This is a genomic window from Ahrensia sp. 13_GOM-1096m (assembly GCF_000620605.1).
GTDB lineage: Bacteria > Pseudomonadota > Alphaproteobacteria > Rhizobiales > Rhizobiaceae > Ahrensia > Ahrensia kielensis.
Genome location: NZ_JIAX01000009.1, coordinates 288,232 through 309,990, shown reverse-complemented (window position 1 = coordinate 309,990; position 21,759 = coordinate 288,232). Strand labels below are relative to the sequence as shown.

The 21,759-nt window shown below is 48.6% G+C and carries 25 protein-coding genes; 18 read left to right on the top strand and 7 right to left on the bottom strand.

Features of this window, described 5'->3' with window-relative positions; translation table 11 throughout:
- Nucleotides 1–93 precede the first annotated feature (93 nt).
- The 5 genes from mscL to N530_RS0105475 all read left to right on the top strand — a co-directional run bounded on the left by mscL (nucleotide 94) and on the right by N530_RS0105475 (nucleotide 5,081).
- Nucleotides 94–507 carry a large conductance mechanosensitive channel protein MscL gene (gene mscL / locus N530_RS0105495; RefSeq protein ID WP_026479874.1) on the top strand — a complete coding sequence of 138 codons (414 nt, stop codon included), beginning with the start codon at nucleotides 94–96 and terminating at the stop codon, nucleotides 505–507.
- 174 nt (nucleotides 508–681) lie between these two features.
- A complete protein-coding gene (parC, locus tag N530_RS0105490) occupies nucleotides 682–2,940 on the top strand; it encodes a DNA topoisomerase IV subunit A (RefSeq protein ID WP_026479873.1) in 2,259 nt (752 codons plus the stop codon).
- 18 nt (nucleotides 2,941–2,958) lie between these two features.
- Entirely contained in the window at nucleotides 2,959–3,162 is a 204-nt protein-coding gene (locus N530_RS0105485; protein WP_018687557.1) for a hypothetical protein, read from the top strand.
- Between the two features lie 198 nt (nucleotides 3,163–3,360).
- Nucleotides 3,361–4,362 carry a GH25 family lysozyme gene (locus N530_RS0105480; RefSeq protein ID WP_026479872.1) on the top strand — a complete coding sequence of 334 codons (1,002 nt, stop codon included), beginning with the start codon at nucleotides 3,361–3,363 and terminating at the stop codon, nucleotides 4,360–4,362.
- Entirely contained in the window at nucleotides 4,335–5,081 is a 747-nt protein-coding gene (locus N530_RS0105475; RefSeq protein WP_026479871.1) for a gamma-glutamyl-gamma-aminobutyrate hydrolase family protein, read from the top strand. The genes N530_RS0105480 and N530_RS0105475 overlap by 28 nt, the downstream gene beginning before the upstream one ends.
- Here N530_RS0105475 and N530_RS0105470 read toward each other — a convergent pair.
- A complete protein-coding gene (locus tag N530_RS0105470) occupies nucleotides 5,060–5,779 on the bottom strand; it encodes a GntR family transcriptional regulator (protein WP_026479870.1) in 720 nt (239 codons plus the stop codon). The two genes, N530_RS0105475 and N530_RS0105470, sit on opposite strands and share 22 nt — an antisense overlap.
- A 145-nt stretch (nucleotides 5,780–5,924) precedes the next feature.
- Here N530_RS0105470 and N530_RS0105465 point away from each other — a divergent pair, with 145 nt between their 5' ends.
- The 3 genes from N530_RS0105465 to N530_RS17475 are packed head-to-tail and all read left to right on the top strand — an operon-like array spanning nucleotide 5,925 to nucleotide 8,527.
- Entirely contained in the window at nucleotides 5,925–7,082 is a 1,158-nt protein-coding gene (locus N530_RS0105465; RefSeq protein WP_026479869.1) for an LLM class flavin-dependent oxidoreductase, read from the top strand.
- A 24-nt stretch (nucleotides 7,083–7,106) separates the two neighbouring features.
- Nucleotides 7,107–8,012 carry an aldo/keto reductase family oxidoreductase gene (locus N530_RS0105460; protein ID WP_026479868.1) on the top strand — a complete coding sequence of 302 codons (906 nt, stop codon included), beginning with the start codon at nucleotides 7,107–7,109 and terminating at the stop codon, nucleotides 8,010–8,012.
- 14 nt (nucleotides 8,013–8,026) lie between these two features.
- Nucleotides 8,027–8,527 carry a flavin reductase family protein gene (locus tag N530_RS17475; protein WP_018687563.1) on the top strand — a complete coding sequence of 167 codons (501 nt, stop codon included), beginning with the start codon at nucleotides 8,027–8,029 and terminating at the stop codon, nucleotides 8,525–8,527.
- On the opposite strand, the gene N530_RS0105450 is transcribed toward N530_RS17475, so the two are convergent.
- The 4 genes from N530_RS0105450 to hemB all read right to left on the bottom strand — a co-directional run bounded on the left by N530_RS0105450 (nucleotide 8,489) and on the right by hemB (nucleotide 11,737).
- Nucleotides 8,489–9,397 carry a DMT family transporter gene (locus N530_RS0105450; RefSeq protein ID WP_026479867.1) on the bottom strand — a complete coding sequence of 303 codons (909 nt, stop codon included), beginning with the start codon at nucleotides 9,395–9,397 and terminating at the stop codon, nucleotides 8,489–8,491. The genes N530_RS17475 and N530_RS0105450 overlap by 39 nt on opposite strands.
- 22 nt (nucleotides 9,398–9,419) lie before the next feature.
- Complete coding sequence (locus N530_RS0105445) at nucleotides 9,420–10,169, bottom strand: arginyltransferase (RefSeq protein WP_026479866.1); 750 nt, start codon at nucleotides 10,167–10,169, stop codon at nucleotides 9,420–9,422.
- 66 nt (nucleotides 10,170–10,235) lie between these two features.
- On the bottom strand, nucleotides 10,236–10,679 hold the full coding sequence (locus tag N530_RS0105440; protein WP_026479865.1) for an RDD family protein: 444 nt from the start codon (nucleotides 10,677–10,679) through the stop codon (nucleotides 10,236–10,238).
- Nucleotides 10,680–10,735: 56 nt separating this feature from the next.
- Nucleotides 10,736–11,737 (bottom strand): porphobilinogen synthase, encoded by a 1,002-nt coding sequence (hemB, locus tag N530_RS0105435; RefSeq protein ID WP_026479864.1) that lies wholly within the window; start codon nucleotides 11,735–11,737, stop codon nucleotides 10,736–10,738.
- Between the two features lie 101 nt (nucleotides 11,738–11,838).
- Here hemB and N530_RS0105430 point away from each other — a divergent pair, with 101 nt between their 5' ends.
- On the top strand, nucleotides 11,839–12,300 hold the full coding sequence (locus N530_RS0105430; RefSeq protein ID WP_155851925.1) for a DUF6163 family protein: 462 nt from the start codon (nucleotides 11,839–11,841) through the stop codon (nucleotides 12,298–12,300).
- Between the two features lie 134 nt (nucleotides 12,301–12,434).
- Entirely contained in the window at nucleotides 12,435–12,947 is a 513-nt protein-coding gene (ldtR, locus tag N530_RS0105425) for a transcriptional regulator LdtR (RefSeq protein WP_026479862.1), read from the top strand.
- Nucleotides 12,948–13,008: 61 nt separating this feature from the next.
- On the opposite strand, the gene N530_RS0105420 is transcribed toward ldtR, so the two are convergent.
- Nucleotides 13,009–13,794: a DUF1295 domain-containing protein gene (locus N530_RS0105420; RefSeq protein ID WP_081773896.1), complete on the bottom strand. Its 786-nt coding sequence runs from the start codon at nucleotides 13,792–13,794 to the stop codon at nucleotides 13,009–13,011.
- Nucleotides 13,795–13,923: 129 nt separating this feature from the next.
- Here N530_RS0105420 and N530_RS0105415 point away from each other — a divergent pair, with 129 nt between their 5' ends.
- From N530_RS0105415 to N530_RS0105380, 8 genes are all read left to right on the top strand, one after another.
- A complete protein-coding gene (locus N530_RS0105415; protein ID WP_026479860.1) occupies nucleotides 13,924–15,198 on the top strand; it encodes a murein L,D-transpeptidase in 1,275 nt (424 codons plus the stop codon).
- Between the two features lie 159 nt (nucleotides 15,199–15,357).
- Entirely contained in the window at nucleotides 15,358–16,674 is a 1,317-nt protein-coding gene (gene glyA, locus N530_RS0105410; protein WP_018687572.1) for a serine hydroxymethyltransferase, read from the top strand.
- Nucleotides 16,675–16,677: 3 nt separating this feature from the next.
- Entirely contained in the window at nucleotides 16,678–17,160 is a 483-nt protein-coding gene (nrdR, locus tag N530_RS0105405; RefSeq protein WP_018687573.1) for a transcriptional regulator NrdR, read from the top strand.
- Nucleotides 17,161–17,178: 18 nt separating this feature from the next.
- The gene (gene ribD, locus N530_RS0105400) at nucleotides 17,179–18,288 is read left to right on the top strand and encodes a bifunctional diaminohydroxyphosphoribosylaminopyrimidine deaminase/5-amino-6-(5-phosphoribosylamino)uracil reductase RibD (RefSeq protein ID WP_026479859.1); all 1,110 of its coding nucleotides are present in this window, start codon (nucleotides 17,179–17,181) and stop codon (nucleotides 18,286–18,288) included.
- A complete protein-coding gene (locus N530_RS0105395; protein ID WP_026479858.1) occupies nucleotides 18,288–18,914 on the top strand; it encodes a riboflavin synthase in 627 nt (208 codons plus the stop codon). Before ribD ends, N530_RS0105395 begins: the two co-directional genes overlap by 1 nt.
- 35 nt (nucleotides 18,915–18,949) lie before the next feature.
- Complete coding sequence (gene ribH / locus N530_RS0105390; protein WP_026479857.1) at nucleotides 18,950–19,393, top strand: 6,7-dimethyl-8-ribityllumazine synthase; 444 nt, start codon at nucleotides 18,950–18,952, stop codon at nucleotides 19,391–19,393.
- Nucleotides 19,393–19,860, top strand: coding sequence for a transcription antitermination factor NusB (gene nusB / locus N530_RS0105385; protein WP_026479856.1), 468 nt, complete (start codon nucleotides 19,393–19,395; stop codon nucleotides 19,858–19,860). The genes ribH and nusB overlap by 1 nt, the downstream gene beginning before the upstream one ends.
- Nucleotides 19,857–21,071 carry an MFS transporter gene (locus N530_RS0105380; RefSeq protein WP_026479855.1) on the top strand — a complete coding sequence of 405 codons (1,215 nt, stop codon included), beginning with the start codon at nucleotides 19,857–19,859 and terminating at the stop codon, nucleotides 21,069–21,071. Before nusB ends, N530_RS0105380 begins: the two co-directional genes overlap by 4 nt.
- Nucleotides 21,072–21,122: 51 nt before the next feature.
- On the opposite strand, the gene N530_RS17470 is transcribed toward N530_RS0105380, so the two are convergent.
- Nucleotides 21,123–21,650 (bottom strand): outer membrane protein assembly factor BamE, encoded by a 528-nt coding sequence (locus N530_RS17470; RefSeq protein WP_035266430.1) that lies wholly within the window; start codon nucleotides 21,648–21,650, stop codon nucleotides 21,123–21,125.
- Nucleotides 21,651–21,759: the final 109 nt, after the last annotated feature.

Genomic DNA, 21,759 nt, shown 5'->3' with positions numbered 1-21,759 from the left:
AATATTTGCAACTCCAGAGCAGTTGCATTACGAGTGTTCTCAAAATGAAACAATTTTATTAAACGATTTAATCAAAAGGAATACGCAATGGGAATGATCGGTGAGTTCAAAGAGTTTATTGCCAAAGGCAATGTTATGGATTTGGCGGTAGGTGTTATTATCGGTGGTGCTTTTGGCACAATCGTTAAATCATTGACTGACGACATTATTATGCCAGTTGTGGGCGCTGTTTTTGGTGGGTTGGATTTCAATAACTATTTTGCAGGTCTTTCATCTGAAGTGACTGCAACTACACTGGATGCCGCTAAAGAGCAGGGCGCTGTATTGGCCTATGGTAGCTTTATCACAGCGACAATTAACTTCCTGATCCTTGCCTTCATCATTTTCTTGATGGTTAAAGCCGTCAACAACATGATGCGCAAAGAAGAGCCAGCACCTGAAGTGCCAGCGGCACCGCCAGCTGATGTTCAGTTGCTTGAAGAAATTCGTGATCTTTTAAAGAAGTAATCACTCAAATCTTTAATCTAAAAATCCCGGCAATTTGTCGGGATTTTTGTCTCGCACCTCGTTTTCGTAAGAATATTTGTCACAAAACTTCCGTGAAACTTGAAGCTGTTTACGATCTGTGAGTTGACGCGCTTCAATCTTGCCGCGAATCAGGCAAAGCGCTAACGAAAGTGCATGTCAAAGAACACGCCACCACCATCTGATGAACCGGGCAAGGCAATTGAACCGGTAGATCTTAAAGCTGCGCTTGAAGAGCGCTATCTGGCCTATGCGCTATCGACGATCATGCACCGTGCTTTGCCCGATGCACGCGATGGCATGAAACCAGTGCACAGACGCATCCTTTACGCGATGTATCAGCTCAAGCTGAACCCCGGAAGCGCTTACAAAAAATGCGCGAAAATCGTTGGTGACGTGATGGGTAACTTCCATCCGCACGGCGACCAAGCGATCTATGATGCGCTGGTGCGATTGGCACAGGATTTCTCTGTTCGTTATCCATTGATCGACGGGCAGGGTAATTTCGGTAATATCGACGGCGATAATGCTGCGGCCTATCGTTATACAGAAGCGCGCATGACAGAGGTTGGTACACTTCTGCTTGAGGGCTTGAGTGAAGACGCGGTCGATTTTCGCGACAACTACAATGAAGAAGATAAAGAGCCTGTTGTATTGCCGGGCGCTTTTCCAAATCTCTTGGCCAATGGTTCCGCCGGTATTGCGGTTGGTATGGCAACGAATATTCCGCCGCACAATGCCGCAGAACTTTGCGATGCCGCACTTCATCTCATCAAGTTCCCAAATGCTACCATTGAAAAACTGGTTGAATATGTTGAAGGGCCGGACCTTCCAACGGGAGGAACGATTGTTGAGCCGCGTGCCAATATTCTTGAAGCCTATAAAACAGGGCGCGGCGGATTTAGAACGCGTGCGCGCTGGCACAAAGAGGACACAGGGCGCGGCGGCTATGTGATTATCGTTACGGAAATTCCGTATCAGGTTCAAAAATCGCGGTTGATCGAAAAGATCGCCGAACTACTTATCGCCAAAAAGACACCGCTTTTGGAAGATATTCGCGATGAAAGTGCCGAAGATGTACGCATCGTGTTGGAGCCGAAGTCGCGGGCGGTTGACCCTGAGATTCTTATGGAATCCTTGTTCAAGCTAACCGAGCTTGAAACCCGCATTTCGCTCAACATGAATGTGCTTTCAAAAGGCGTTACGCCGAAGGTGATGAACCTTCGCGAAATGCTTCTCGAATGGCTAGAGCACAGACGCGATGTGCTTGTGCGCCGTTCACGCAACCGTTTGGGCATTATTGAGCGCCGCTTAGAAACATTGAGCGGGTTTCTGATTGCCTATCTCAATATTGATGAAGTCATCCGTATTGTGCGCTTTGAGGATCGCCCCAAGGCCGAGTTGATAAGAACGTTTGAACTTACCGAAGTTCAAGCGGACGCTATCCTTAATCTCCGTTTGCGTGCTTTGAATAAGCTCGAAGAAGTTGAGATCAAAAAAGAATTTGATGCTTTAACGGAAGAGAAAAACCAGATCGAAGCCTTGCTGGCATCTGAAGATAAGCAATGGGAAGTCATCGCTTTTGAAATCAAGGATGTGAAAAAGAAATTCGGCAAAGACACTGACATCGGCAAACGCCGTACGAACTTTGCTGATGCAAAAGAAATCGATCTTGAAGCTGTTCAAGAAGCGATGATTGAAAAAGAGCCGGTCACGATTGTCGTGTCTGAAAAAGGCTGGATGCGGGCCATGAAAGGCCATGTCGCTGATTTCTCCTCGTTCTCGTTCAAGGAAGGCGACAAGCTCAAAACGGCCTTCCACGCGCAGACCACCGATAAGATTATCGTCTTCACGACAGTCGGTAAGTTCTACACAATTGGTGCCGACCGATTGCCGGGCGGGCGTGGCCATGGCGAGCCAATTCGTCTTGTCGTCGATATGGATAATGACAGCGATATTTTGACCGCTTTTGTTTATAAGGCTGGCCGCAAATTGTTCCTGTCTTCCAGTGTCGGTAACGGGTTTATCGTGGGTGAAAGCGATGTCATTGCCAATACGCGCAAGGGCAAGCAGGTCATGAACGTCAAATTGCCTGACGAAGCTTTGATCTGTCACCCAGTGCCAGAAGGCGCAGATTACGTGGCAAGCGTTGGTGAAAACCGTAAGATGTTGCTCTTTGCTTTAGACCAAGTACCTGAAATGACACGCGGTAAAGGCGTGCGTCTTCAAAAGTTTAAGGATGGCGGCATTAAGGATGTCACGCTGTTCAAGCTGGATGAGGGCTTAACATGGTTCGATAGTTCTTCTCGCGCGCATAATCGCACGAAAGAGGAGCTCGCCGAATATATGGGCGCACGTGCTGGAGCAGGGCGAATGGTGCCAAAAGGTTTTCCGCGATCGGGTAAATTCAGCTAAGTAAAAGGCGAGGTAGTTATGGTCAAAGAGTTTTATGCTGATGAACACAACTACCATTTGAGCTTGAACGAGATGCTGCACATGCGTCTTGGTGCAAAATTCAAATGCCTTAAATGCGCCGCTGAATATGCGTTCGATATACCGGAGCTGATTGCCAAACATGGCGGCGAAACGCGCCTGAGATTTATTCAGCGCAATGCAAAGTGCCGTTATTGCGATTGACCATCACTGCCGCATTGAAGCTGAATTTCTCTTAAGCGCCTAAACTCATCAAATTGCCGATAAAAGGCGCGTTTCAAGGCGCGCCATATTAGCTTTTTGTTAACCAGATCAATTTGCCGATTGTTTATTCATTGTCCGTTAAGGTTACGAAAATTGCGCGCTGCGCAGAATAATATCTTTAATGTGAGTGGATTTGATATGCGTTTGGCAGTTTTTGCCAGTTTGGCTTTTGCCGCAACCGCGTTAACGGCTTGTACGTCTGGTACAACCCGCGACGTGCTTGAATTGAGGCCGTCAGCAGAGGTCGTCAACTCTATCAATGTGTCCCAAAGTGATCGGGCTGATACGTTTGAGCCGCTCTCACTTGAAGAACAAAATCCATTTCCTGCGCCATTGAGCGCGCAGCAAAAACCAGCTCCCAAACGGATTGAGGTTGCAGCATTAAAACCTGAAAATCTGACAAAACAGGCAGCGCCACAGCCAAAGCATGGACGCACTAAAGTCTATTCAGAGAATTTTCGCGATGCGCATCCGATAAAATTTCATCCCGCGCGCCATCCTTCTAAATTTGAAGTCCACGGTGTCGATGTTTCCCATTGGCAGTCAGATATCGATTGGGAAAAACTGCGCACCCAAGGCGCAAATTTCGCGTTTATTAAAGCGACAGAAGGCGGCAAGCATGTTGACCGTCTGTTTAAGCAAAATTGGAACGAAGCGAAGAAAGCTGGCATTCCGCGCGGTGCCTACCACTTCATGTATTGGTGCCGTAATGCTGAAGAGCAGGCCAATTGGTTTATACGTCATGTGCCCAAAGAAAAGGGCGCTTTGCCGCCGGTGCTTGATGTTGAATGGCACGGCAACCGCAAAACGTGCCCAGGCAAAATTTCTAAAAAAGATGTGCTGGCCAAAATGGAAGTTTGGTCACGCCTGATCGAACGCCATTATGGTCAAAAGCCGATTATTTACACAGCGCCTGACTTTTATGATGACAATCTAAAAGGTCAGTTCAAAGATCACTCCTTCTGGCTGCGGTCTGTCGCTGAGCATCCAATAACCCGTTATCCAAATCAGGATTTTGCCTTCTGGCAGTATTCGGGTACTGGACTTTCAAAAGGCGTCGCGACAAAGATCGATCTCAACGTATTTAATGGTACAGCAGAGAGTTGGCATCGATGGTTGCAGGGTCGCGTGGTGAAGTAAAACCACTTTATGTAATTGAACATTGGCAAATTGCAGAGCCAGATGCTGGTCGTCAGCATTTGATTGCTCAAGGCTATGATGTGCGCGTTGTTGAGCCTTGGAAGGGCGAAACATTGCCTGCGCTTATTGGCGATGAGGCGGGCGTCATGGTTATGGGCGGCCCGCAAATGATTTCTGAAGCGACGGCGAGCAATAATGCATTCCTGCTTGATGAATTAAAGTTCATTGAGGATGCGATGGACAAGCAAATCCCACTTGTCGGCGTTTGTCTGGGTAGCCAGATGATTGCAACTGCTATGGGCGCTAAAGTCTCGTACCGCGATGATGGTGCAATGGCGATGGGGTTTTACGCGATTGATGCAAAGCCAGAAGGCAAAGCCATTGGCTTGGCTGACGATATGATGGTTTTAAACGGCAATAGCCAAACATGGACATTGCCTGCTGGTGCGCAATTGCTCGCCACAGCCCAAGCAGATAATCCGCACATCAACCAAGCATTCAGAGCCGATAAAACATTAGCATTGCAGTTTCATCCTGAAGTGACGCGGCCAATTTTGACGCAGTGGCAGTCAGAATTTGGCGAATATATTGGCCGCCCAGGCACGCAATCAAAAGATCAACAAAATGCTGGCTTTGAAGCCTATGATGCAAAGCTAAAGGCTTGGTATCGCAATGTTTTGGATGATTGGTTTAAAGGTCACGCCCATCTTGCCACATAAGCAACAGTGCTAGGGTCAAACCAGTTACGGCTAAACTCTTCCACTGTATCCGCATTGCCCCATGACACACGCTCCACATATCCAAGCGGTGTTCCTTGTGTGAAAGGGCCATCGCTTGGCGCAAAGTCTGGGCATGGTGACACGCTAACAGCATCTTCAACACGCGCAATCCAGAAGTTTAAATTTTGCCTGTAAAACAAATGCATAGCTTCTGGCATTGATTCAATGTCTAAGCTTTGTGCGTGGCGTGCATCAAACCAGATCTCTTCAAGCGCGGCAGGTGTTTTGCCCAAAAAACGCAAACGACGCACGCGCCATGCATGGTGCGATGAACCGTCTCCAAAGGGCGGCAAGAAATCTGGGCATGGGCATTTGTCGAGAGACAATATTTGCGCCGTTGGTAGGCCAGCGCCAGATTTAAGCTCTAAATGGAGAAACTCATAAATCGAACCGGACTTTGCGCGTTTGCGCACATAGGTGCCTGACCCTTGGATGCGTTCAAGCAGTTTTTTCTCTTCCAAATCCGCAAGCGATTTACGCAAAGTACCAACTGCAACACCTAAATGCGCGGCAAGGTTGGCCTCTGTTGGCAGGCGCGTTCCATCAGGCCAAATGCCAGCGGCAATTTCGCGCGATAATAGTTCTGATATTTGCATATAGAGCGGTAAAGCACCGCCGCGTTGTTTCTTATCAGGCAAGGTTTTTCCCCCAAACTTGGCGCAATAATAAAAGGGGCGCTTGGTCATGTCACGATAAATTATGGGTTCTAAATTCATTCACTATTGATACATTTCAATTGAAATGGTAGAACAGCACCAACAGATCTAGGCAGGAGAAGGCGAAATGACGATTGTCCCCGTAAAATCAGCGGATGTAGATGCAGCAGAAGTATCTTGGTTCGCGCCGATTTGTTCAGATGACTATCGTTATTTAGGTGTACCAGAGGGCGATCTTCGCTCATCTTGGGAAAATACCAGCAAAATTGTTCAGCGCGCCGACCAATTGGGTTTTCGCAATTGTCTTTGCCCATCATCCTATCAAGTTGGTATGGACACATGGACTTTCGCATCTGCGATGGCGCCGATTACAGATAATATCAATCTATTGGCCGCTATTCGCTGCGGTGAAGTGCATCCTGTCATGCTCGCCCGCGCCGTTGCAACGCTTGACCACATGATGAAAGGGCGCTTGACGCTGAATGTCATTTCTTCACCATTTCCCGGTGAGCAAGCATCGAGTGAATATCGCTATAAACGCTCGACTGAAGTTGTCGAAATTCTGCGTCAATGCTGGACGCAAGATGAAATCAACTATGAAGGCGAAATCTATAATCTAAAGGGCCTCAACACAGATCCGGTTCGCCCGTACCAACAAAATGGCGGCCCATTGCTTTATTTTGGCGGCTATTCGCCCGACGCTGTTGAACTTTGCGCAAAACATTGTGACGTTTATCTGATGTGGCCTGAGCCTGAAGAACTTATCGCCGAGCGCATGAAAAGCGTGGCCGCACGGGCAACGGAACATGGCCGCACGATCGATTATGGTCTGCGGGTTCATATGATTGTGCGCGATACCGAGCAAGAAGCCTATGAATATGCGGACGAGCTGGTGAGCAAGCTTGAAGATGAAAAAGGCAAAGAAATTCGCGAACGTGCCTTGGATGCAAAAAACTACGGTGTAGCGCTGCAAGCCGCCAACCGTGACCGTGCTGACGAGTTTGGCTTTATTGAGCCGCATCTTTGGGCAGGGGTTGGCCGTGCGCGCTCAGGCTGTGGTGCAGCGCTGGTTGGCTCTGTTGATCAGGTGATGAGCAAGATCGAAGCCTATCAGAAGATGGGTATCCGATCCTTCATCTTTTCGGGCTATCCTCACTTGGATGAATGCGAAATATTTGGCACCAAGGTCTTGCCGCACTTGAAAACATGCTCAATGCCTCATCTATATGGGCGTGTACCAGACGAAACACCACCAACGCCGCTTGGCAATGGTACACGTAAGTAACTGATGGATAATGGACTTTCTAGCATGCAAATGATCGACTTTAAAAACGCCGCGCCTGAGATGAGCCGCCTAATCTATGGTGTGTGGCGCTTAGGTGATGATGCAGACACGTCTTCGGAGCATATTATCCGCAAGGTTGAAGCTTGCTTGGATCAAGGCATTACGACATTTGACCATGCCGATATTTATGGCGGCTATGTGTGCGAAGAGCTTTTTGGCAATGCGCTTAAAGGGCGCAGTGATCTAAAGAGCAAAATGCAGATCATAACCAAATGCGATATCATGCTAACGGGTGAAGCTTACCCGCAGCGCCGCGTGAAATATTATGATACTTCGGCGGCCCACATTAATTATTCGGTCGAAAATTCGCTCAAGCGTATTGGTGTCGACGTCATTGATATGCTGCTTATCCACCGTCCTGATCCGATGATGGATCACCATGAAACAGGCGCTGCACTCGATGCGCTTGTCGATAGCGGTAAAGTGCGCGGTATCGGTGTTTCAAACTTTATGCCGTGGGATATTGAACTCCTGCAATCCGCGATGAAACATCCGATTTTGACCAATCAGATCGAGGTCAACATTCTTGAACACGCGCCGTTTACAAATGGCCAGATTGCCAAAGCCCAGCAGGCAGATATGCCGATTATGGCTTGGTCATCTTTGGCGGGCGGGCGACTGTTCGATACATCTGATGAAGCTGCAAAGCGCGTGATGCCGCGGTTGAAAGAAATTGCAAATGAGCAAAATGTTGGTGCCGATGCTGTGGCAATTGCTTGGTTGCTTGCTCATCCAGCACAAATAATGCCGGTAATAGGCACGAATAATATCGAGCGCATTGCAAAAATATCAAATGCAATGAACGTAAAAATAGACCGTGAAACATGGTTTGAATTGTGGACGCTAGCCGAAGGTCACGAAGTGCCGTGAAGGAGATTTCTCTAATGAATGCTGATGCAAATTTAAACCTTGATGCCTTAAACGCCAATCAGCTTAAAAAAGCGATGGGGTGTTTTGCAACCGGCGTCACAGTCGTGACCACGCATTTCGAAGGCCAAGACTATGGCATGACATGCAATTCCTTCAACACGGTGTCGCTTGATCCAGCAATGGTGCTTTGGTCCATTCGCAAGGCTTCATCCAGCCATGATGCGTTTGCAAAGGCCAAAGGCTATACGGTCAACATTCTGGCCGCAGAGCAGGCCGATACAGCGATGCGCTTTACCAAAGGCGATCATGCGGACCGCTTTGCGGAAGTTGAGGTGCGCCGGCTTGAAAGTGGGCGCTTGATCTTGCCGCAGGCCAGTGCGTGGTTTGACTGCGATATCAACCAGATTGTTGGGGCAGGCGACCACGATATTCTAATTGGGCGCGTGCGGGCTTTTGCATCGGGTGAAAAAATGCCTTTAACCTATATTGGTGGCAAGTTCGTTACGCTCAGCTGATCGCCGTTTTCGCTCGCTGCGTAATTGCCAAAGCGAATGGCCTATAAGCGCAATAATCAATATTGTGCCGCCGATCATCGTGTTTCGGGTGGGCGCTTCTGAAAAGATGATCCAGACCCAAATCGGCGCCAAAACTGTTTCCAAAAGATAGAACATCGCTACTTCTGGCCCAGATAGATATTTAGGACCAGTCGCAAGACACCAAAATGCAATGGGAATAACAATCGCACCATTGGCGATTGTCCACCAAGCGGCATCAAGGTGAAATGCTGATACACCGCCTTTTGAAAGCAAAACGCCAGTCGCTAATATCAAAGGTATTATGCCGCCAATCATGGGCGCAAAACCCATATCTTTGCCGCTCAAACGGGCAAATACGATTCCCAATGACAATGCAAAAGAAGCTGCCACGGCGCACAAATCGCCAAAATAATTGCCGCTTTGAATGCTTTCTGAAACAATCAAAAATACCGCGAACACCATAATAGCCATTGTGATGAGCGTTGCAGTCTTAGGACGTTCGCGAAGGATAACCCAGCCCAATAGTGCCGAAAATATGGTTGTGGACGTTAGAATAAAAACGAGATTGGCGGTCGTTGTGTTGAAGACCGCAGCAACAAAAGCAATGGCGCTCAAGCCATAAAAGGCAGCCACGACCATGCCGGCGCGGCCCGGCAATAGCGAGACGCGTTTGCCCTGTCGTAATCTGATGAAGACCCAGCACAAGAGTGCGATTACTAAGCCTAGCCCAGAGCGGGTAAATTGCGCCGACCATGCATCACCGCCGCCAAGCCTGATGAGTGGAATGTCGATTGTCAGCACCAAGCCGCCAAATCCAGTAATCAATAGGCCTTTTTGATAGGGAGTCATGTCGCTTTATCCGGTGGTTCACTTAACCGCGGTAAAGCTCCCACCCATTCGCGGTCAAGTGCTGTTGCGGTTTAAAGCGAGACTTGTAGTCCATTTTAGGTGAACCTGCGACCCAGTACCCCAAATAAACAAATGGCAAACCTTGGATATTTGTTCGCGAGATATGATCAAGAATGATCCATGTGCCCAAGGATTTGAATTCCGTATCCGGGTCAAAGAATGAGTAAACCATAGAGTAACCGTCATTCATGCGGTCACATAATGAAACGGCAATCAGCGGACCTTCACCTTTGCCCGTTATGAAGCTGTCAGGACCACGGCGGCGATACTCAATGATCTTGGTATTTACATGCGTGTCTTCGACCATCATCGCATAGTCCAGCGCTGTCATGTCTGACATGCCGCCATCGCGGTGCCTTGAATCCAGATAGGCGCGAAACAATGAAAATTGTTCTGACGTTGGTTCTGGATTAAGCTCAGTGCCAATCAGATCATTATTCGCCTTTATGATGCGGCGCATATTCTTCGTTGGTCTAAATTCATCGGCCAAAATACGCACGGACACACAGCGGCGGCAGGTTTCACAGGCGGGGCGGTATGCAATATTTTGGCTGCGGCGGAAACCACCTTGCGTCAAAAGCTCATTCAATTCCGGTGCTTTGTCACCAACAAGATGCGTGAATATCTTCCGCTCCATCTGCCCGTCAAGATAGGGGCACTTAGACGGTGATGTCAGAAAAAACTGCGGTGTTTTTGTATCGTGCTGTGTCATCATCACCCAAAAAGATTGCCAGAGTAAAATTGGTCACAAATTGGCAAACGTCAAGGTACAGTTTGATCAAGCATTTGAGCGGATAACGCGTGTTCCAAGGGCAAGATCATGCAAGGTGCGCTTATCTTCTAAAAACAACGGAGCCAGTAAAAGCGGCATAAAGATTGCGGTTGTGGCCCAGAATAAAACGGCATGAACAATCGCGGTCATGGAATCAATGCGCTGCCCATCATACCGAGACAGTTTGATACCCATCATTTGCATGCCCCATGTGGCCTGTTTTTCACCGCCAACGGTCCATGCAATATAAATTCCGGCAACAAGAAAGCCTAAGATTGGATAAAGCAGCCATGCGGCGCCTAATGTTGCAATGCCAAGCACTGCAATTAGAGGAACTGCCAACGCTATTAAGAGCAGGACCATGGCGTAATCGATAAAAAACGCAAAGATGCGTCTTGTTCGCACGCCCTCTAATAGACGCCAGTGTTGTATGTCAGCTTCGCTATTCATCAATGCTTGTCCTCATTCTTTGTTCTACAAATAGATGGGAACAATCGGTGCTGATTTCAATTCTTGGCCAAGTTTTCGGCGACCCTTGGTGCAAAATAGGTCAAAATGCCGTCACAGCCAGCACGTTTGAAAGCAAGCAGGCTTTCCATCATGACGCGCTCGCCGTCCACCCAGCCATTGGCAGCCGCAGCTTCAATCATCGAATATTCGCCCGACACTTGGTAGGCAAAGGTCGGCATTTGGAACGTGTCTTTGAGGCGGCGGCAAATATCCAGATAAGGCATGCCAGGCTTGACCATGATCATGTCAGCACCTTCTGCAATGTCTTGTTCGGCCTCGCGAATGGCTTCGTCTGAGTTCGCAGGGTCAATGTAATACGTTTTCTTGTCGCCCTTTAAGAGACCGGATGTGCCGATCGCTTCGCGGTAGGGGCCGTAATAGGCAGAAGCAAATTTTGTCGCATAAGACATGATCGCAATGTCGCTTTGGCCAGATGCATCAAGCGCATCGCGAATGGCACCAATTCGGCCATCCATCATATCGGACGGTGAGATAATATCTGCGCCTGCCTGCGCCTGCAAAACCGATGCGCGCGCAAGTATATCAACGGTCTCGTCATTGACGATGATACCATCGCGCAAAACCCCGTCATGGCCATGATCTGTAAACGGATCAAGCGCGCTGTCTGTCATAAGCCCGATTTCAGGCACTGCATTTTTAATCGCTGCGACGGCGCGCAAGATGATGTTGTCTTCATCAAGAATGTGAGAGCCGGTGACATCTTTCTTTTCAAAAGGCACATGGGCAAATGGCGCAATCAGCGTAATGCCAAGATCATGGGCTTTCTTGGCAGCTTCAACAGCCATATCGACACTCAAACGCGAAACACCGGGCATGGCATCAATCGGCTGGGTCTGGTTTTCACCCTCAACAAGAAAAATGGGCCAAATCAGATCATTCACCGTGAGTTGATTTTCACGCACAAGATTACGCGACCATTGTGCTTTACGCATACGGCGTAATCGGCGGCTTTGAACAATGTCATCAATATTGCGCATTTATTTATTCCATTTAGTCCGTGTACAACTCCTTGTGGGCGTATCACGGGACTTTGCATTTAGCCAAGAGCTAGGGTAGCAAATTAAGCCAAGAGGCGATTATGCCTCATCCACGATTAGGTGCGGTTCTCCACACGATGCAAACCAATGGCTCCAAGCGCACATTCATTGTGTCTTTATATGTATGGTTTTTGCGAACCATGGCAGTGCTGTGCCTCATCGCCGCATTGATGAACTGGGCGCAGCTTACCGGCATCACGCAAAACGGCAATTTGCGATTCGATATGCTGGATACCCATTGGCGTATGCTCAAGACTGTTTTGGCCGTCATTCTGCCTGCTGCTGGTTTGGGCTTGTGGATGACCCAATCATGGGGCGTTGTTCTGTGGCTATTTGCCATGTGTCTTGAGCTTTTAGCTTTTGGCGTTTGGACAGAATTGTTTGAACCGCGCTCAATGACAGTTTTAACGCACAGCATTGCTATTTTATTTTGGGCGCTCTTATCGGCAGGCATATTCATTGAGAAACGACGCCAGCAGCGTACCGGATTCGAACACCTGTAAGCTCTTGTTAAGCAAAACTCACAATAGCGAACTGTAAGAGGTTGTTAACGCTGGCTTTTAATTCGAATTTTATACGTCTTCGATAGATTGAACTCACAAGCCGAGAAACATCGGCGACATACAGTGAGGCTACAATGTTAAACGAATTAAATAAGGTGGGGGAATCCCACTCGACGACGAATACTTCGCCTACCAGCAAGCTATATCTTGAATCTTTGCAATTGGTTGAGCGCCTTCATCACCGCCTTCAAGAAGTGGTGAAAGACGAATTTGACCGCCAAGGCCGCAACGATATCAATGCTGTTCAGGCAATTCTTCTTTTCAATATCGGTGATGGTGAACTGACAGCAGGTGAACTGCGCTCTCGTGGATATTACCTTGGTTCAAACGTTTCTTATAACATCAAGAAACTTGTTGAACTTGGTTTCATCAATCATGAGCGTTCACGTTCAGACCGCCGTTCAGTGCGCATTAGCCTTACAGATTCAGGCGTCGCAGTCGCAAAGTCAGTTTCCGCACTCTATGATCGCCACGTTGCGTCAATCGAGTCTGTGGGTGGCATCAGCAATGCAGAGTTTGAAGCGATGAATCGCACAATGCAGCGTTTGGACCGTTTCTGGAACGACACAGTGATGTACCGTCTCTAAGAATAACTCTGATGTTACAAATAGAGCGCCGCAGATCATGCGGCGCTTTGTTTATGAAGGGCTACTTTTTCGCCTTGCCGAGCGGCAAAAGCATCGGTGTTGTCTTTTTATAGGACGAATAGGCTGGCCGGCTTTTCTCCAAATGCTGTTCTGTCAGCGGAATAGACACTTTGATCATCACGAATGCTAAAAGTGCAGGGCCAACAAAGCTCAATATCGAACCCGATAGCGCAAAAGCTGCGATTGAAATGCCGCACCATAGGACAATTTCGCCAAAATAATTGGGATGCCGTGATCGGCTCCACAGGCCATTTTTGACCAGTGTTAGAGATCTTACGCTGTGCCCACTGGTCGTCTTGGTCGTTGCTAATTGATGATCTGAAACCCATTCATAAACAAAACCAAAGGCAAACACGGCAATGCCCAGCCAAAAGAGGAGGGGGATTGCTGCATAGTCGGCCCCAAATGCAACGTGAAGAGGGGCGGCGATAAGCCAAAGCAAGACTGCCTGTAATATGAAAACCGTAAGTAAGCTTTTCCACCAATATCCACGTCCTGCATTTTCGCGCATGACACGGTAACGCCCATCTTCTAGTGTGCTGCCATGGTGGCGATTGATTAAATAACCCGCCAATCGAAGCGCCCATAAGCAAACGGCGCCGAACAAAAACCATTCATAAAATGAGCCGGTGCCAAGCAGATAAAGATTTACCCCGCCGATAACCGCAAAACCTGGTCCCCAATAATAGTCAATAACCCCAGCATCTTGTGTCATGACATTTATTAGCCATATTCCAATGAAACAGGTAAGGGTGACAGCTAGGGTCAATGCAAGAGCAATGTACATAAGTCCGAGATTACCTTTGGTAGTCGCGCTATTGTTATTATGGTTTGCGCTTTGTTAAGTTGACGATGTTACGAAGCACAACATATTATAGTTTCGCAATCTTATTTGTATCCACTACGCGGGAAACCCATGACCGGATTTATTAAAAGTAGCCGACGTACAGTTTTAAAATCTGCAGCAGCGTTAAGCGCAGCGGCAATTTTACCTTCAGCGGCGAACGCTCAGGCATCAATTGGTGATATTTTGCAATCACCACAGCGCGGCAATTGGGATGATCAGTTTGATTCTGCAGGCTCTAGCAATAGAGCTGCTGTCGATAGCCGCCTTCCAATTCTCAGCCCTTCAACCGTGTCTTATGTGGAAGTGGCGATTGATAATTACCGACGCATCGTCGCAAACGGTGGATGGCCACGGGTTAATGCGACACAGCGCCTAAAAGTTGGTGTGCGTGACAATGCCGTGCGTCAATTACGTCAGCGCCTTATCATTTCTGGCGATATGGCACGTAATTCCGGCGATAGCACAACATTCGATTCTTTCCTTGATGCGGGCTTGAAGCGCTTTCAGGCGCGTCATGGTATGGGCGCCGATGGCGTTATGGGTAACTACACACTTGCTGCATTAAATGTTGATGCGCAGACACGTCTTGGCCAGTTGGAAACAAACCTTGTGCGCTTGCGTTCTATGTCAGGCTATCTTGGTGATCGTTTTGTTATGGTCAACATTCCAGGTACTGAGCTGGAAGCTGTGACCAATGGCCGTGTTGAACGCCGTCATAAAACCATTGTTGGCCGTATTGACCGCGAAACACCGGTGCTTTCGTCCAAGATTCACGAAGTTATTCTTAATCCATATTGGACTGCACCAAAGTCGATCATCCGCAAAGATATCATTCCTTTAATGCGCAAAGATCCAACCTATCTGACACGCAACAAAATTCGTTTGTTTGATGGTGGCGGTCAGGAAGTGGCACCTGAAACAGTGAACTGGGCAACAGATGAAGCTGTTGCGCTGCGCTTCCGTCAGGAGCCGGGCAAGATCAACGCGATGTCGTCGACCAAGATCAACTTCCACAACCCGCATGCTGTTTATATGCATGACACACCGCAGCAGAGCTTGTTCGGTAAATTCTTGCGCTTTGAGTCGTCTGGCTGCGTGCGTATTCAAGATATCCGTGAACTATCGGCTTGGTTGTTGTCATCAGAAGCTGGCTATACGCGCGGCCAAATTGAACAAATCATCAAATCAGGTGAGAGCACGCCAATTCAGCTAAGCACGCCAGTGCCAGTATATTTTGTATATATCAGCGCATGGTCGACAGGCGACAGCGTTGTTCACTTCCGCGATGATATTTACAACCGCGACGGTGTTGGTGAGTTGGAAACAGCTGCGACTTCACTTTAAATTTTTAAGTCGAAACTTGCTAGAAAACGTGCGCGGCGCATTCAATGTTTTGGATGCGCCGTTTTGGTGTCGATTCTAGCGATGACATAGGGGTAATCATCTGTTAGAGCGACGACATGTGAAGATCCTCATCTTCTAAATCATGAAAGGTGACCGTTTATGTCGACTGATAGTGCTAATCTGACGCAGTTTTCCAACGATTTTTTCAATGAAACTTTGAGCGACCGCGATCCGGCTGTTTTTGGTGCAATTCGCCAAGAACTGGGCCGTCAGCGCAATGAAATTGAATTGATTGCTTCGGAAAATATCGCATCACGCGCAGTGATCGAAGCACAAGGCTCAATCATGACCAACAAATATGCGGAAGGCTATTCTGGCCGCCGTTATTATGGTGGTTGTCAATATGTTGATATTGCTGAGAACTTAGCGATTGAACGCGTTCTTGAGCTTTTCGGCTGTGATTTTGCTAATGTTCAGCCTAACTCTGGTAGTCAGGCAAACCAAGCTGTGTTTATGGCGCTTGCAAAACCGGGCGATACACTGCTCGGCATGAGCCTTGATGCCGGTGGTCACCTCACACATGGCGCACGTCCAAACCAGTCTGGTAAATGGTTCAATGCCGTTCAATACGGTCTGGATATTGCAACAGGTCTGATCGATTACGATCAGGTCGAAGCAATGGCAAAAGAACACAAGCCGCAGATCATTGTGGCCGGCGGTTCTGCATATTCACGTGTTATCGACTTTAAACGCTTCCGCGAAATTGCTGATTCTGTTGATGCAATCCTTTGGGTTGATATGGCCCATATTGCAGGTCTTGTTGCTGCAGGCTTGCACCCAAGCCCGTTCCCACACGCCCATGTTGCAACATCAACAACGCATAAAACGCTTCGCGGCCCACGCGGCGGCCTTGTGTTGACCAATGATGAAGCGATCGCGAAGAAAATCAATTCTGCTGTTTTCCCTGGTATTCAGGGCGGCCCATTGATGCATGTTATTGCTGGTAAAGCTGTTGCATTTGGCGAAGCGCTACGCCCAGAATTTAAAACATATATGAGCGCTGTTGCTCAGAATGCTAAAATCTTGGCGGAAACACTTGTCGAAGGCGGCATGGACATTGTTTCAGGTGGTACAGATACGCATCTAATGCTGGTTGATTTGCGCCCGAAAGGCGTGACAGGCAAGGCGACGGAAGAAGCGCTTGGCCGTGCATTTATTACTTGTAATAAAAACGGCGTGCCGAACGATCCGCAAAAACCAACAATCACATCTGGTATTCGCCTTGGTACGCCAGCTGCAACCACACGTGGATTTGGTCCTGCTGAATTCCGTGAAGTTGGCAAGCTGATTGTTCGTATTGTTGACGGCGTTGCCGCAGCAGGTGAGGGCGGCGATACGTCTGGTGTTGAAGCATCTGTTAAAGAAGACGTTATCAAGCTAACAAACCGCTTCCCGATTTACGATTATATGAGTTGATAAATGCGCTGCCCGTTTTGCCATTCAGAAGACACACAAGTTAAAGATAGCCGTCCTGCAGAGGATAACACGGCTATCCGGCGGCGACGTGTGTGTAATGATTGCGGCGGGCGGCACACAACATTTGAGCGCGTGCAATTGCGCGAGCTTTACGTTGTAAAGAAAAACGGCCGCAAAGTTGCCTTTGAACGCGATAAACTTGCGCGGTCGTTTGAAATTGCCCTGCGCAAACGCCCAATTGAAGCCGACCGCATTGAACGTGCTGTGTCCGGTATTGTGCGCCAGCTTGAAAGCAGCGGTGAACAGGAAATCGCATCGGATGATGTGGGCGCGCTTGTTATGGAGGTTTTGAAAAATCTCGATGATGTTGGCTATGTGCGTTATGCATCGGTCTATAAGGATTTTCGTGATCCCAACGACTTTCAAGAGCTTTTGGGCGAACTTGGTGGAAATCTACCGGTCGCTAAACCAGAAGCAGACGACTAATGTTGCAAGGCGCACATAATGGCGGCTGAAAATCTTACCAAAACAGACGAACGATTTATGGCGGCTGCCATTCGGCTCGGTCGGCGTCATTTAGCGCGCACCGGCACCAATCCGTCAGTCTCAACTTTGCTTGTCAAAGATTTGGGCCATGGACCCGTTATCGTTGGCAGTGGCATCACAGATATTGGCGGGCGGCCCCATGCGGAAGCTGCCGCTTTGGCAGAAGCTGGCGAACACGCAAAAGGCGCGACAGCCTATGTGACATTGGAGCCTTGCGCGCATCATGGCCGCACACCGCCATGCGCTGTATCGCTTGTGAATGCGGGCATCACCCGACTTGTGAGTGCCTTGACCGATCCTGATGAGCGCGTATCGGGCAAAGGTTATAATATTCTGCGCGAGGCAGGAATCACAGTTCTTGTTGGCTGTCTGGAAGATGAGGCACGCACAGTGCTTGGTTCTTACTTGAATCGATCTATGACGAAACGGGCGCAAGCGACTCTAAAGCTTGCGGTTTCTGCCGATGGCATGATCGGCGACCGTAAAATCCGTCAATTGATGATTACGCAAGAACAGGCGCGGCATCAAAGCCATATATTGCGCGCTGAACATGACGCTATTATCGTTGGGGTTGATACTGCTATCATCGATAATCCCACGTTGACCTGCCGCCTGCCAGGATTGGAAAACAGATCGCCTGCGCGCATTGTCTTGGACACGGGCGCACGATTGGGTGTCGATGGCGCATTGGTTCACACCATTGATCAGGCACCGCTTTATGTGGCAACAGCCTATCCGCAATCAGACAATGCGAAAGCGCTGGCTGATCACGGTGCGAAAATTATGGCCTGCGACATTCATGATGGCCGCATTGCGCTGCCAGAACTTATGGAAGATTTAGCCGCAATTGGCATCACGCGCGCCTTGGTTGAAGGCGGCGGACAGGTGGCTCGAAGCTTTTTGAGTGACGATCTGGTTGAAAATATCTGCTTGTTTGAAAGCGATGTAGAGGTCGGCAAAAGCGGAATTGCAAGCCCTGTGACAAGCGGCGATTTACCGGATGGTTTTGTAATCAAAAGACGCGCTATATTCGGTCCTGATCGTTATTTTGAAATCGGGAAAAACTAATGTTCACAGGCATCGTCAGCGATATTGCAACAATTGACAGCGTTAAAGAACTTGCCAGCGGTAAGCTGTTTCGTATTCGCACAGCCTATGACACGCAAACGATTGATATTGGCGCATCGATTGCCTGTGCAGGCGTTTGTTTAACAGTCACAGCAAAATCGTCGCCGGATAGTAATAATATCTGGTTTGAAGTTGAGGCTTGGGAAGAAGCGCTGCGTTTAACAAGTGCTGCCACTTGGGTGGAAGGCACACGCATTAATACCGAGCGCGCGATGAAAGTCGGCGATGAGTATGGCGGCCACATGGTGTCTGGTCATGTTGATGGCCTTGCCACCGTGACACGCATTGAAGCTGAAGGTGATGCAACACGTTTTTTCCTTGAAGCGCCATCCGCTTTGTCAAAATATATCGCGCCCAAAGGTTCGGTCTGCCTTGATGGAACGTCTTTGACTGTTAACAGCGTTAACGGCGATATTTTCGATGTTCTACTCATTCGCCATAGCCAAAAAGTTACGACTTGGGGGCAGGTTCAAGTGGGTGATAAGGTCAATATTGAGATCGATCAAATCGCCAGATATGTAGAACGTTACATTTCGCGTCTTGCAGAGGCGGGTAAAGAGGCGTAGTCAGCCATTTCATTTCAAAACAGCCGGAATTTTTCATGTCAGATGCCCCTCATTTTCTAATTGTTGAAGCTCGTTTCTACGACGACATGGCGGATGCCTTGCTCGAAGGCGCGAAAGCTGCGCTCGATGAAGCAGGTGTTACCTATGATGTGGTGACAGTTCCGGGCGCGCTCGAAATTCCAGCCGCTATTGCTTATGCGATAGACGGTGTCACCGATTATGATGGTTATGTTGCACTCGGCATGGTCATTCGCGGCGAAACTTACCATTTTGATATTGTGTCCAATGAAAGCTCCCGCGCACTGATGGACCTGTCTGTGTCTGAAGGTGTGCCAATTGGTAATGGTATTTTGACCGTTGAAAACGCAATTCAAGCTTGGGCGCGTGTGCGCAAGACTGAGCTAGACAAGGGCGGTTTTGCGGCGCGTGCGGCAATCACGATGCATAGCTTGAAGCTCAAAATGTTGGGTCAAGTTTGATGGCTGTAGGGAAGATTAGGTCTGCAAATAAACGCGGCGCTGCACGGCTTGCCGCTGTGCAAGCATTATTCCAGATGGATATTTCTGGCGCTGGCGTACTTGAGATCGCGGCCGAATATGAAACATTTCGTCTAGGTCAAGTCGTTGACGGCGAAGAATATGTGGCAGCGGATGCCTCTTGGTTTCGCGGCGTCCTTTCAGGCGTTGTACGCGATCAGACCAAGCTAGACCCTATCATTCGTGATGCTTTGCAAGAAGATTGGCCATTATCGCGCATCGACAGCACATTGCGCGCGATTTTACGGGCAGGGGCTTTTGAGCTGCTTGAGCGCAAGGATGTGCCAGTTGCCGTGATCAACTCTGAATATATTGATATTGCGGTTGCCTTCTTTGAAGATGGTGATGAGCCGAAACTCGTTAATGCTGTTCTTGACCGTATAGCCCGTAAGTATCGTGAGAAAAAATGAGCGATACGCTAGACCTTGGTGAAGCCAAGCGCACGGCCGCTACTTTCGCTATTTCTCAAGCTTTTGTCGGTGCCTGTGCGCCGATTGCAATTTCTATCGGCGGTTTGGCTGGTCACTACCTTTTAGGCGCCGATAAGACATTCGCAACACTGCCAGTCACCGGATATAATGTCGGCGTTGCGCTTGGCGCATTGCCAGCTGCAATGCTGATGCGTGCTGTTGGACGCCGCTATGGTTTTTCAACAGGTTCCTTAATTTCAAGTGTTGGCGGTGCTTTGGCCGCATTGGCCTTGATCCAGCATAATTTCTGGTTTTTTGTCGTGGCACTGGCCGTTCTTGGTGTCGGCGGTTCTTTTGTTCAGCAATATCGCTTTGCAGCAGCCGATGCAGCACCAGCAATATTTAAGCCAAAGGCAATCTCTTGGGTTCTGGGCGGCGGTGTATTTGCCGCAATCATTGGACCGCAAGCCGTTATCTTTACCAAAGATATGCTGCAGCCTGTAAGCTTTGCAGGTGCATTCATATCGGTGGTGGCTCTGGGCATCATTGGCGCAGGCATTTTAATGACATTGCGCACTTTGCCCGTGCCAGTAGAAGACGCAAATGCACCATCGGGCGCGGAACGCCCTATGCTCGAAATTATCTCGCAGCCGCGTTTTTTAATCGCTTTTGTGTGCGCCGTCACAACCTACGCCTTAATGAGCTTTGTGATGACAGGCGCACCGCTTGCCATGATAAGCTGCGGGCACTCATTGAACGATGCGACCTTAGGCATTTCATGGCATGTTATGGCTATGTTTGCGCCGAGCTTCTTTACCGGCAGATTGATTGTGCGATTCGGTAAAGAGAAAATCGTCGCGACGGGACTGATTTTATTGATTGGCTGCGCAATTGTTGCGCTATCGGGTCTTGCGCTTTGGCAGTTTTGGTTTGCGCTTATATTATTGGGCGTTGGTTGGAACTTTGGCTTTATTGGCGCAACAGCCATGCTCACAGACACTTATCGCCCATCTGAAAAGAACAAGATTCAAGGCGTGCATGATTTCGCGCTGTTCACAACTGTAGCAATTGCGTCATTTGCATCTGGTGCAACGCTAAACGCCTATGGCTGGGATATGCTCAATTGGATCGTATTGCCTGTATGCGCGCTATGCTTGCTTGTCCTGTTGGGCCAAGCTTTCGTTGTGCGCCGTAAATCTTTGGCAAAATAAAACGCTGCAAACCAATGTGATTTGCAGCGTTTAATATATTGATTGAGGCTGTTAGCGTCCCAGAATGCTGGAAGCTGAAGGGCCGCCTAGAGATCCTGTCAGGATTTGACCTAGGAATGTCTGGTCTTTACCGCCCGTTGGCGTTGCGCCAGCAACAAAGTCAAATACGCGCCCATCTTTAAGGCCGTAATCGGCAATGCGGCTTACCGTATCGCTGTCATCGAAATAAATCGCAAATACACGCTGGTCGACAAGCTTAGGCTTTAAAAACTGAGCAGAGCGAACGCGCGTTTGGGAAATATAGTAAAAGACTTCGCCGCCAAAATTATTCGTAGTGGTGGGTGTGCCAAGCGCTAGCAAAACTTGCTCACGGCTCGAACCAACAGGCGCAAGCGCCATTGTTTCTTCGTCAATGACATAACCTTGCTTGAAGGTTTCTTTGGACCCTAGAACACTCGATGTTGAGCAGCCCGAAACGCCAAGCATTGCGACTGCAACTGCTGCTGCGATGAAATGACCTCTTTTATCGGTCTTGGAATTCTTTGCCGCCACATCTATCTCCTTAAGCAGAGTACGCATACTCTATATATTCTATTGTCCGGTACCGCACATACCGCCTTCTTGCAAGCGTCTGCGCAACGCGCTAGCAGCAAGTATAAGTTATTCGAGTGCCGAATAGAGTAAGGGT

What these genes read in the sequence shown, in the direction of transcription:
- mscL (WP_026479874.1), top strand. Translation starts at nt 94, where the DNA reads ATGATCGGTGAGTTCAAAGAGTTTATTGCCAAAGGCAATGTTATGGAT.
- parC (WP_026479873.1), top strand. Translation starts at nt 682, where the DNA reads ATGTCAAAGAACACGCCACCACCATCTGATGAACCGGGCAAGGCAATT.
- N530_RS0105485 (WP_018687557.1), top strand. Translation starts at nt 2,959, where the DNA reads ATGGTCAAAGAGTTTTATGCTGATGAACACAACTACCATTTGAGCTTG.
- N530_RS0105480 (WP_026479872.1), top strand. Translation starts at nt 3,361, where the DNA reads ATGCGTTTGGCAGTTTTTGCCAGTTTGGCTTTTGCCGCAACCGCGTTA.
- N530_RS0105475 (WP_026479871.1), top strand. Translation starts at nt 4,335, where the DNA reads ATGGTTGCAGGGTCGCGTGGTGAAGTAAAACCACTTTATGTAATTGAA.
- N530_RS0105465 (WP_026479869.1), top strand. Translation starts at nt 5,925, where the DNA reads ATGACGATTGTCCCCGTAAAATCAGCGGATGTAGATGCAGCAGAAGTA.
- N530_RS0105460 (WP_026479868.1), top strand. Translation starts at nt 7,107, where the DNA reads ATGCAAATGATCGACTTTAAAAACGCCGCGCCTGAGATGAGCCGCCTA.
- N530_RS17475 (WP_018687563.1), top strand. Translation starts at nt 8,027, where the DNA reads ATGAATGCTGATGCAAATTTAAACCTTGATGCCTTAAACGCCAATCAG.
- N530_RS0105450 (WP_026479867.1), bottom strand. Translation starts at nt 9,397, where the DNA reads ATGACTCCCTATCAAAAAGGCCTATTGATTACTGGATTTGGCGGCTTG.
- N530_RS0105445 (WP_026479866.1), bottom strand. Translation starts at nt 10,169, where the DNA reads ATGACACAGCACGATACAAAAACACCGCAGTTTTTTCTGACATCACCG.
- N530_RS0105440 (WP_026479865.1), bottom strand. Translation starts at nt 10,679, where the DNA reads ATGAATAGCGAAGCTGACATACAACACTGGCGTCTATTAGAGGGCGTG.
- hemB (WP_026479864.1), bottom strand. Translation starts at nt 11,737, where the DNA reads ATGCGCAATATTGATGACATTGTTCAAAGCCGCCGATTACGCCGTATG.
- N530_RS0105430 (WP_155851925.1), top strand. Translation starts at nt 11,839, where the DNA reads ATGCCTCATCCACGATTAGGTGCGGTTCTCCACACGATGCAAACCAAT.
- ldtR (WP_026479862.1), top strand. Translation starts at nt 12,435, where the DNA reads ATGTTAAACGAATTAAATAAGGTGGGGGAATCCCACTCGACGACGAAT.
- N530_RS0105420 (WP_081773896.1), bottom strand. Translation starts at nt 13,794, where the DNA reads ATGTACATTGCTCTTGCATTGACCCTAGCTGTCACCCTTACCTGTTTC.
- N530_RS0105415 (WP_026479860.1), top strand. Translation starts at nt 13,924, where the DNA reads ATGACCGGATTTATTAAAAGTAGCCGACGTACAGTTTTAAAATCTGCA.
- glyA (WP_018687572.1), top strand. Translation starts at nt 15,358, where the DNA reads ATGTCGACTGATAGTGCTAATCTGACGCAGTTTTCCAACGATTTTTTC.
- nrdR (WP_018687573.1), top strand. Translation starts at nt 16,678, where the DNA reads ATGCGCTGCCCGTTTTGCCATTCAGAAGACACACAAGTTAAAGATAGC.
- ribD (WP_026479859.1), top strand. Translation starts at nt 17,179, where the DNA reads ATGGCGGCTGAAAATCTTACCAAAACAGACGAACGATTTATGGCGGCT.
- N530_RS0105395 (WP_026479858.1), top strand. Translation starts at nt 18,288, where the DNA reads ATGTTCACAGGCATCGTCAGCGATATTGCAACAATTGACAGCGTTAAA.
- ribH (WP_026479857.1), top strand. Translation starts at nt 18,950, where the DNA reads ATGTCAGATGCCCCTCATTTTCTAATTGTTGAAGCTCGTTTCTACGAC.
- nusB (WP_026479856.1), top strand. Translation starts at nt 19,393, where the DNA reads ATGGCTGTAGGGAAGATTAGGTCTGCAAATAAACGCGGCGCTGCACGG.
- N530_RS0105380 (WP_026479855.1), top strand. Translation starts at nt 19,857, where the DNA reads ATGAGCGATACGCTAGACCTTGGTGAAGCCAAGCGCACGGCCGCTACT.
- N530_RS17470 (WP_035266430.1), bottom strand. Translation starts at nt 21,650, where the DNA reads ATGCGTACTCTGCTTAAGGAGATAGATGTGGCGGCAAAGAATTCCAAG.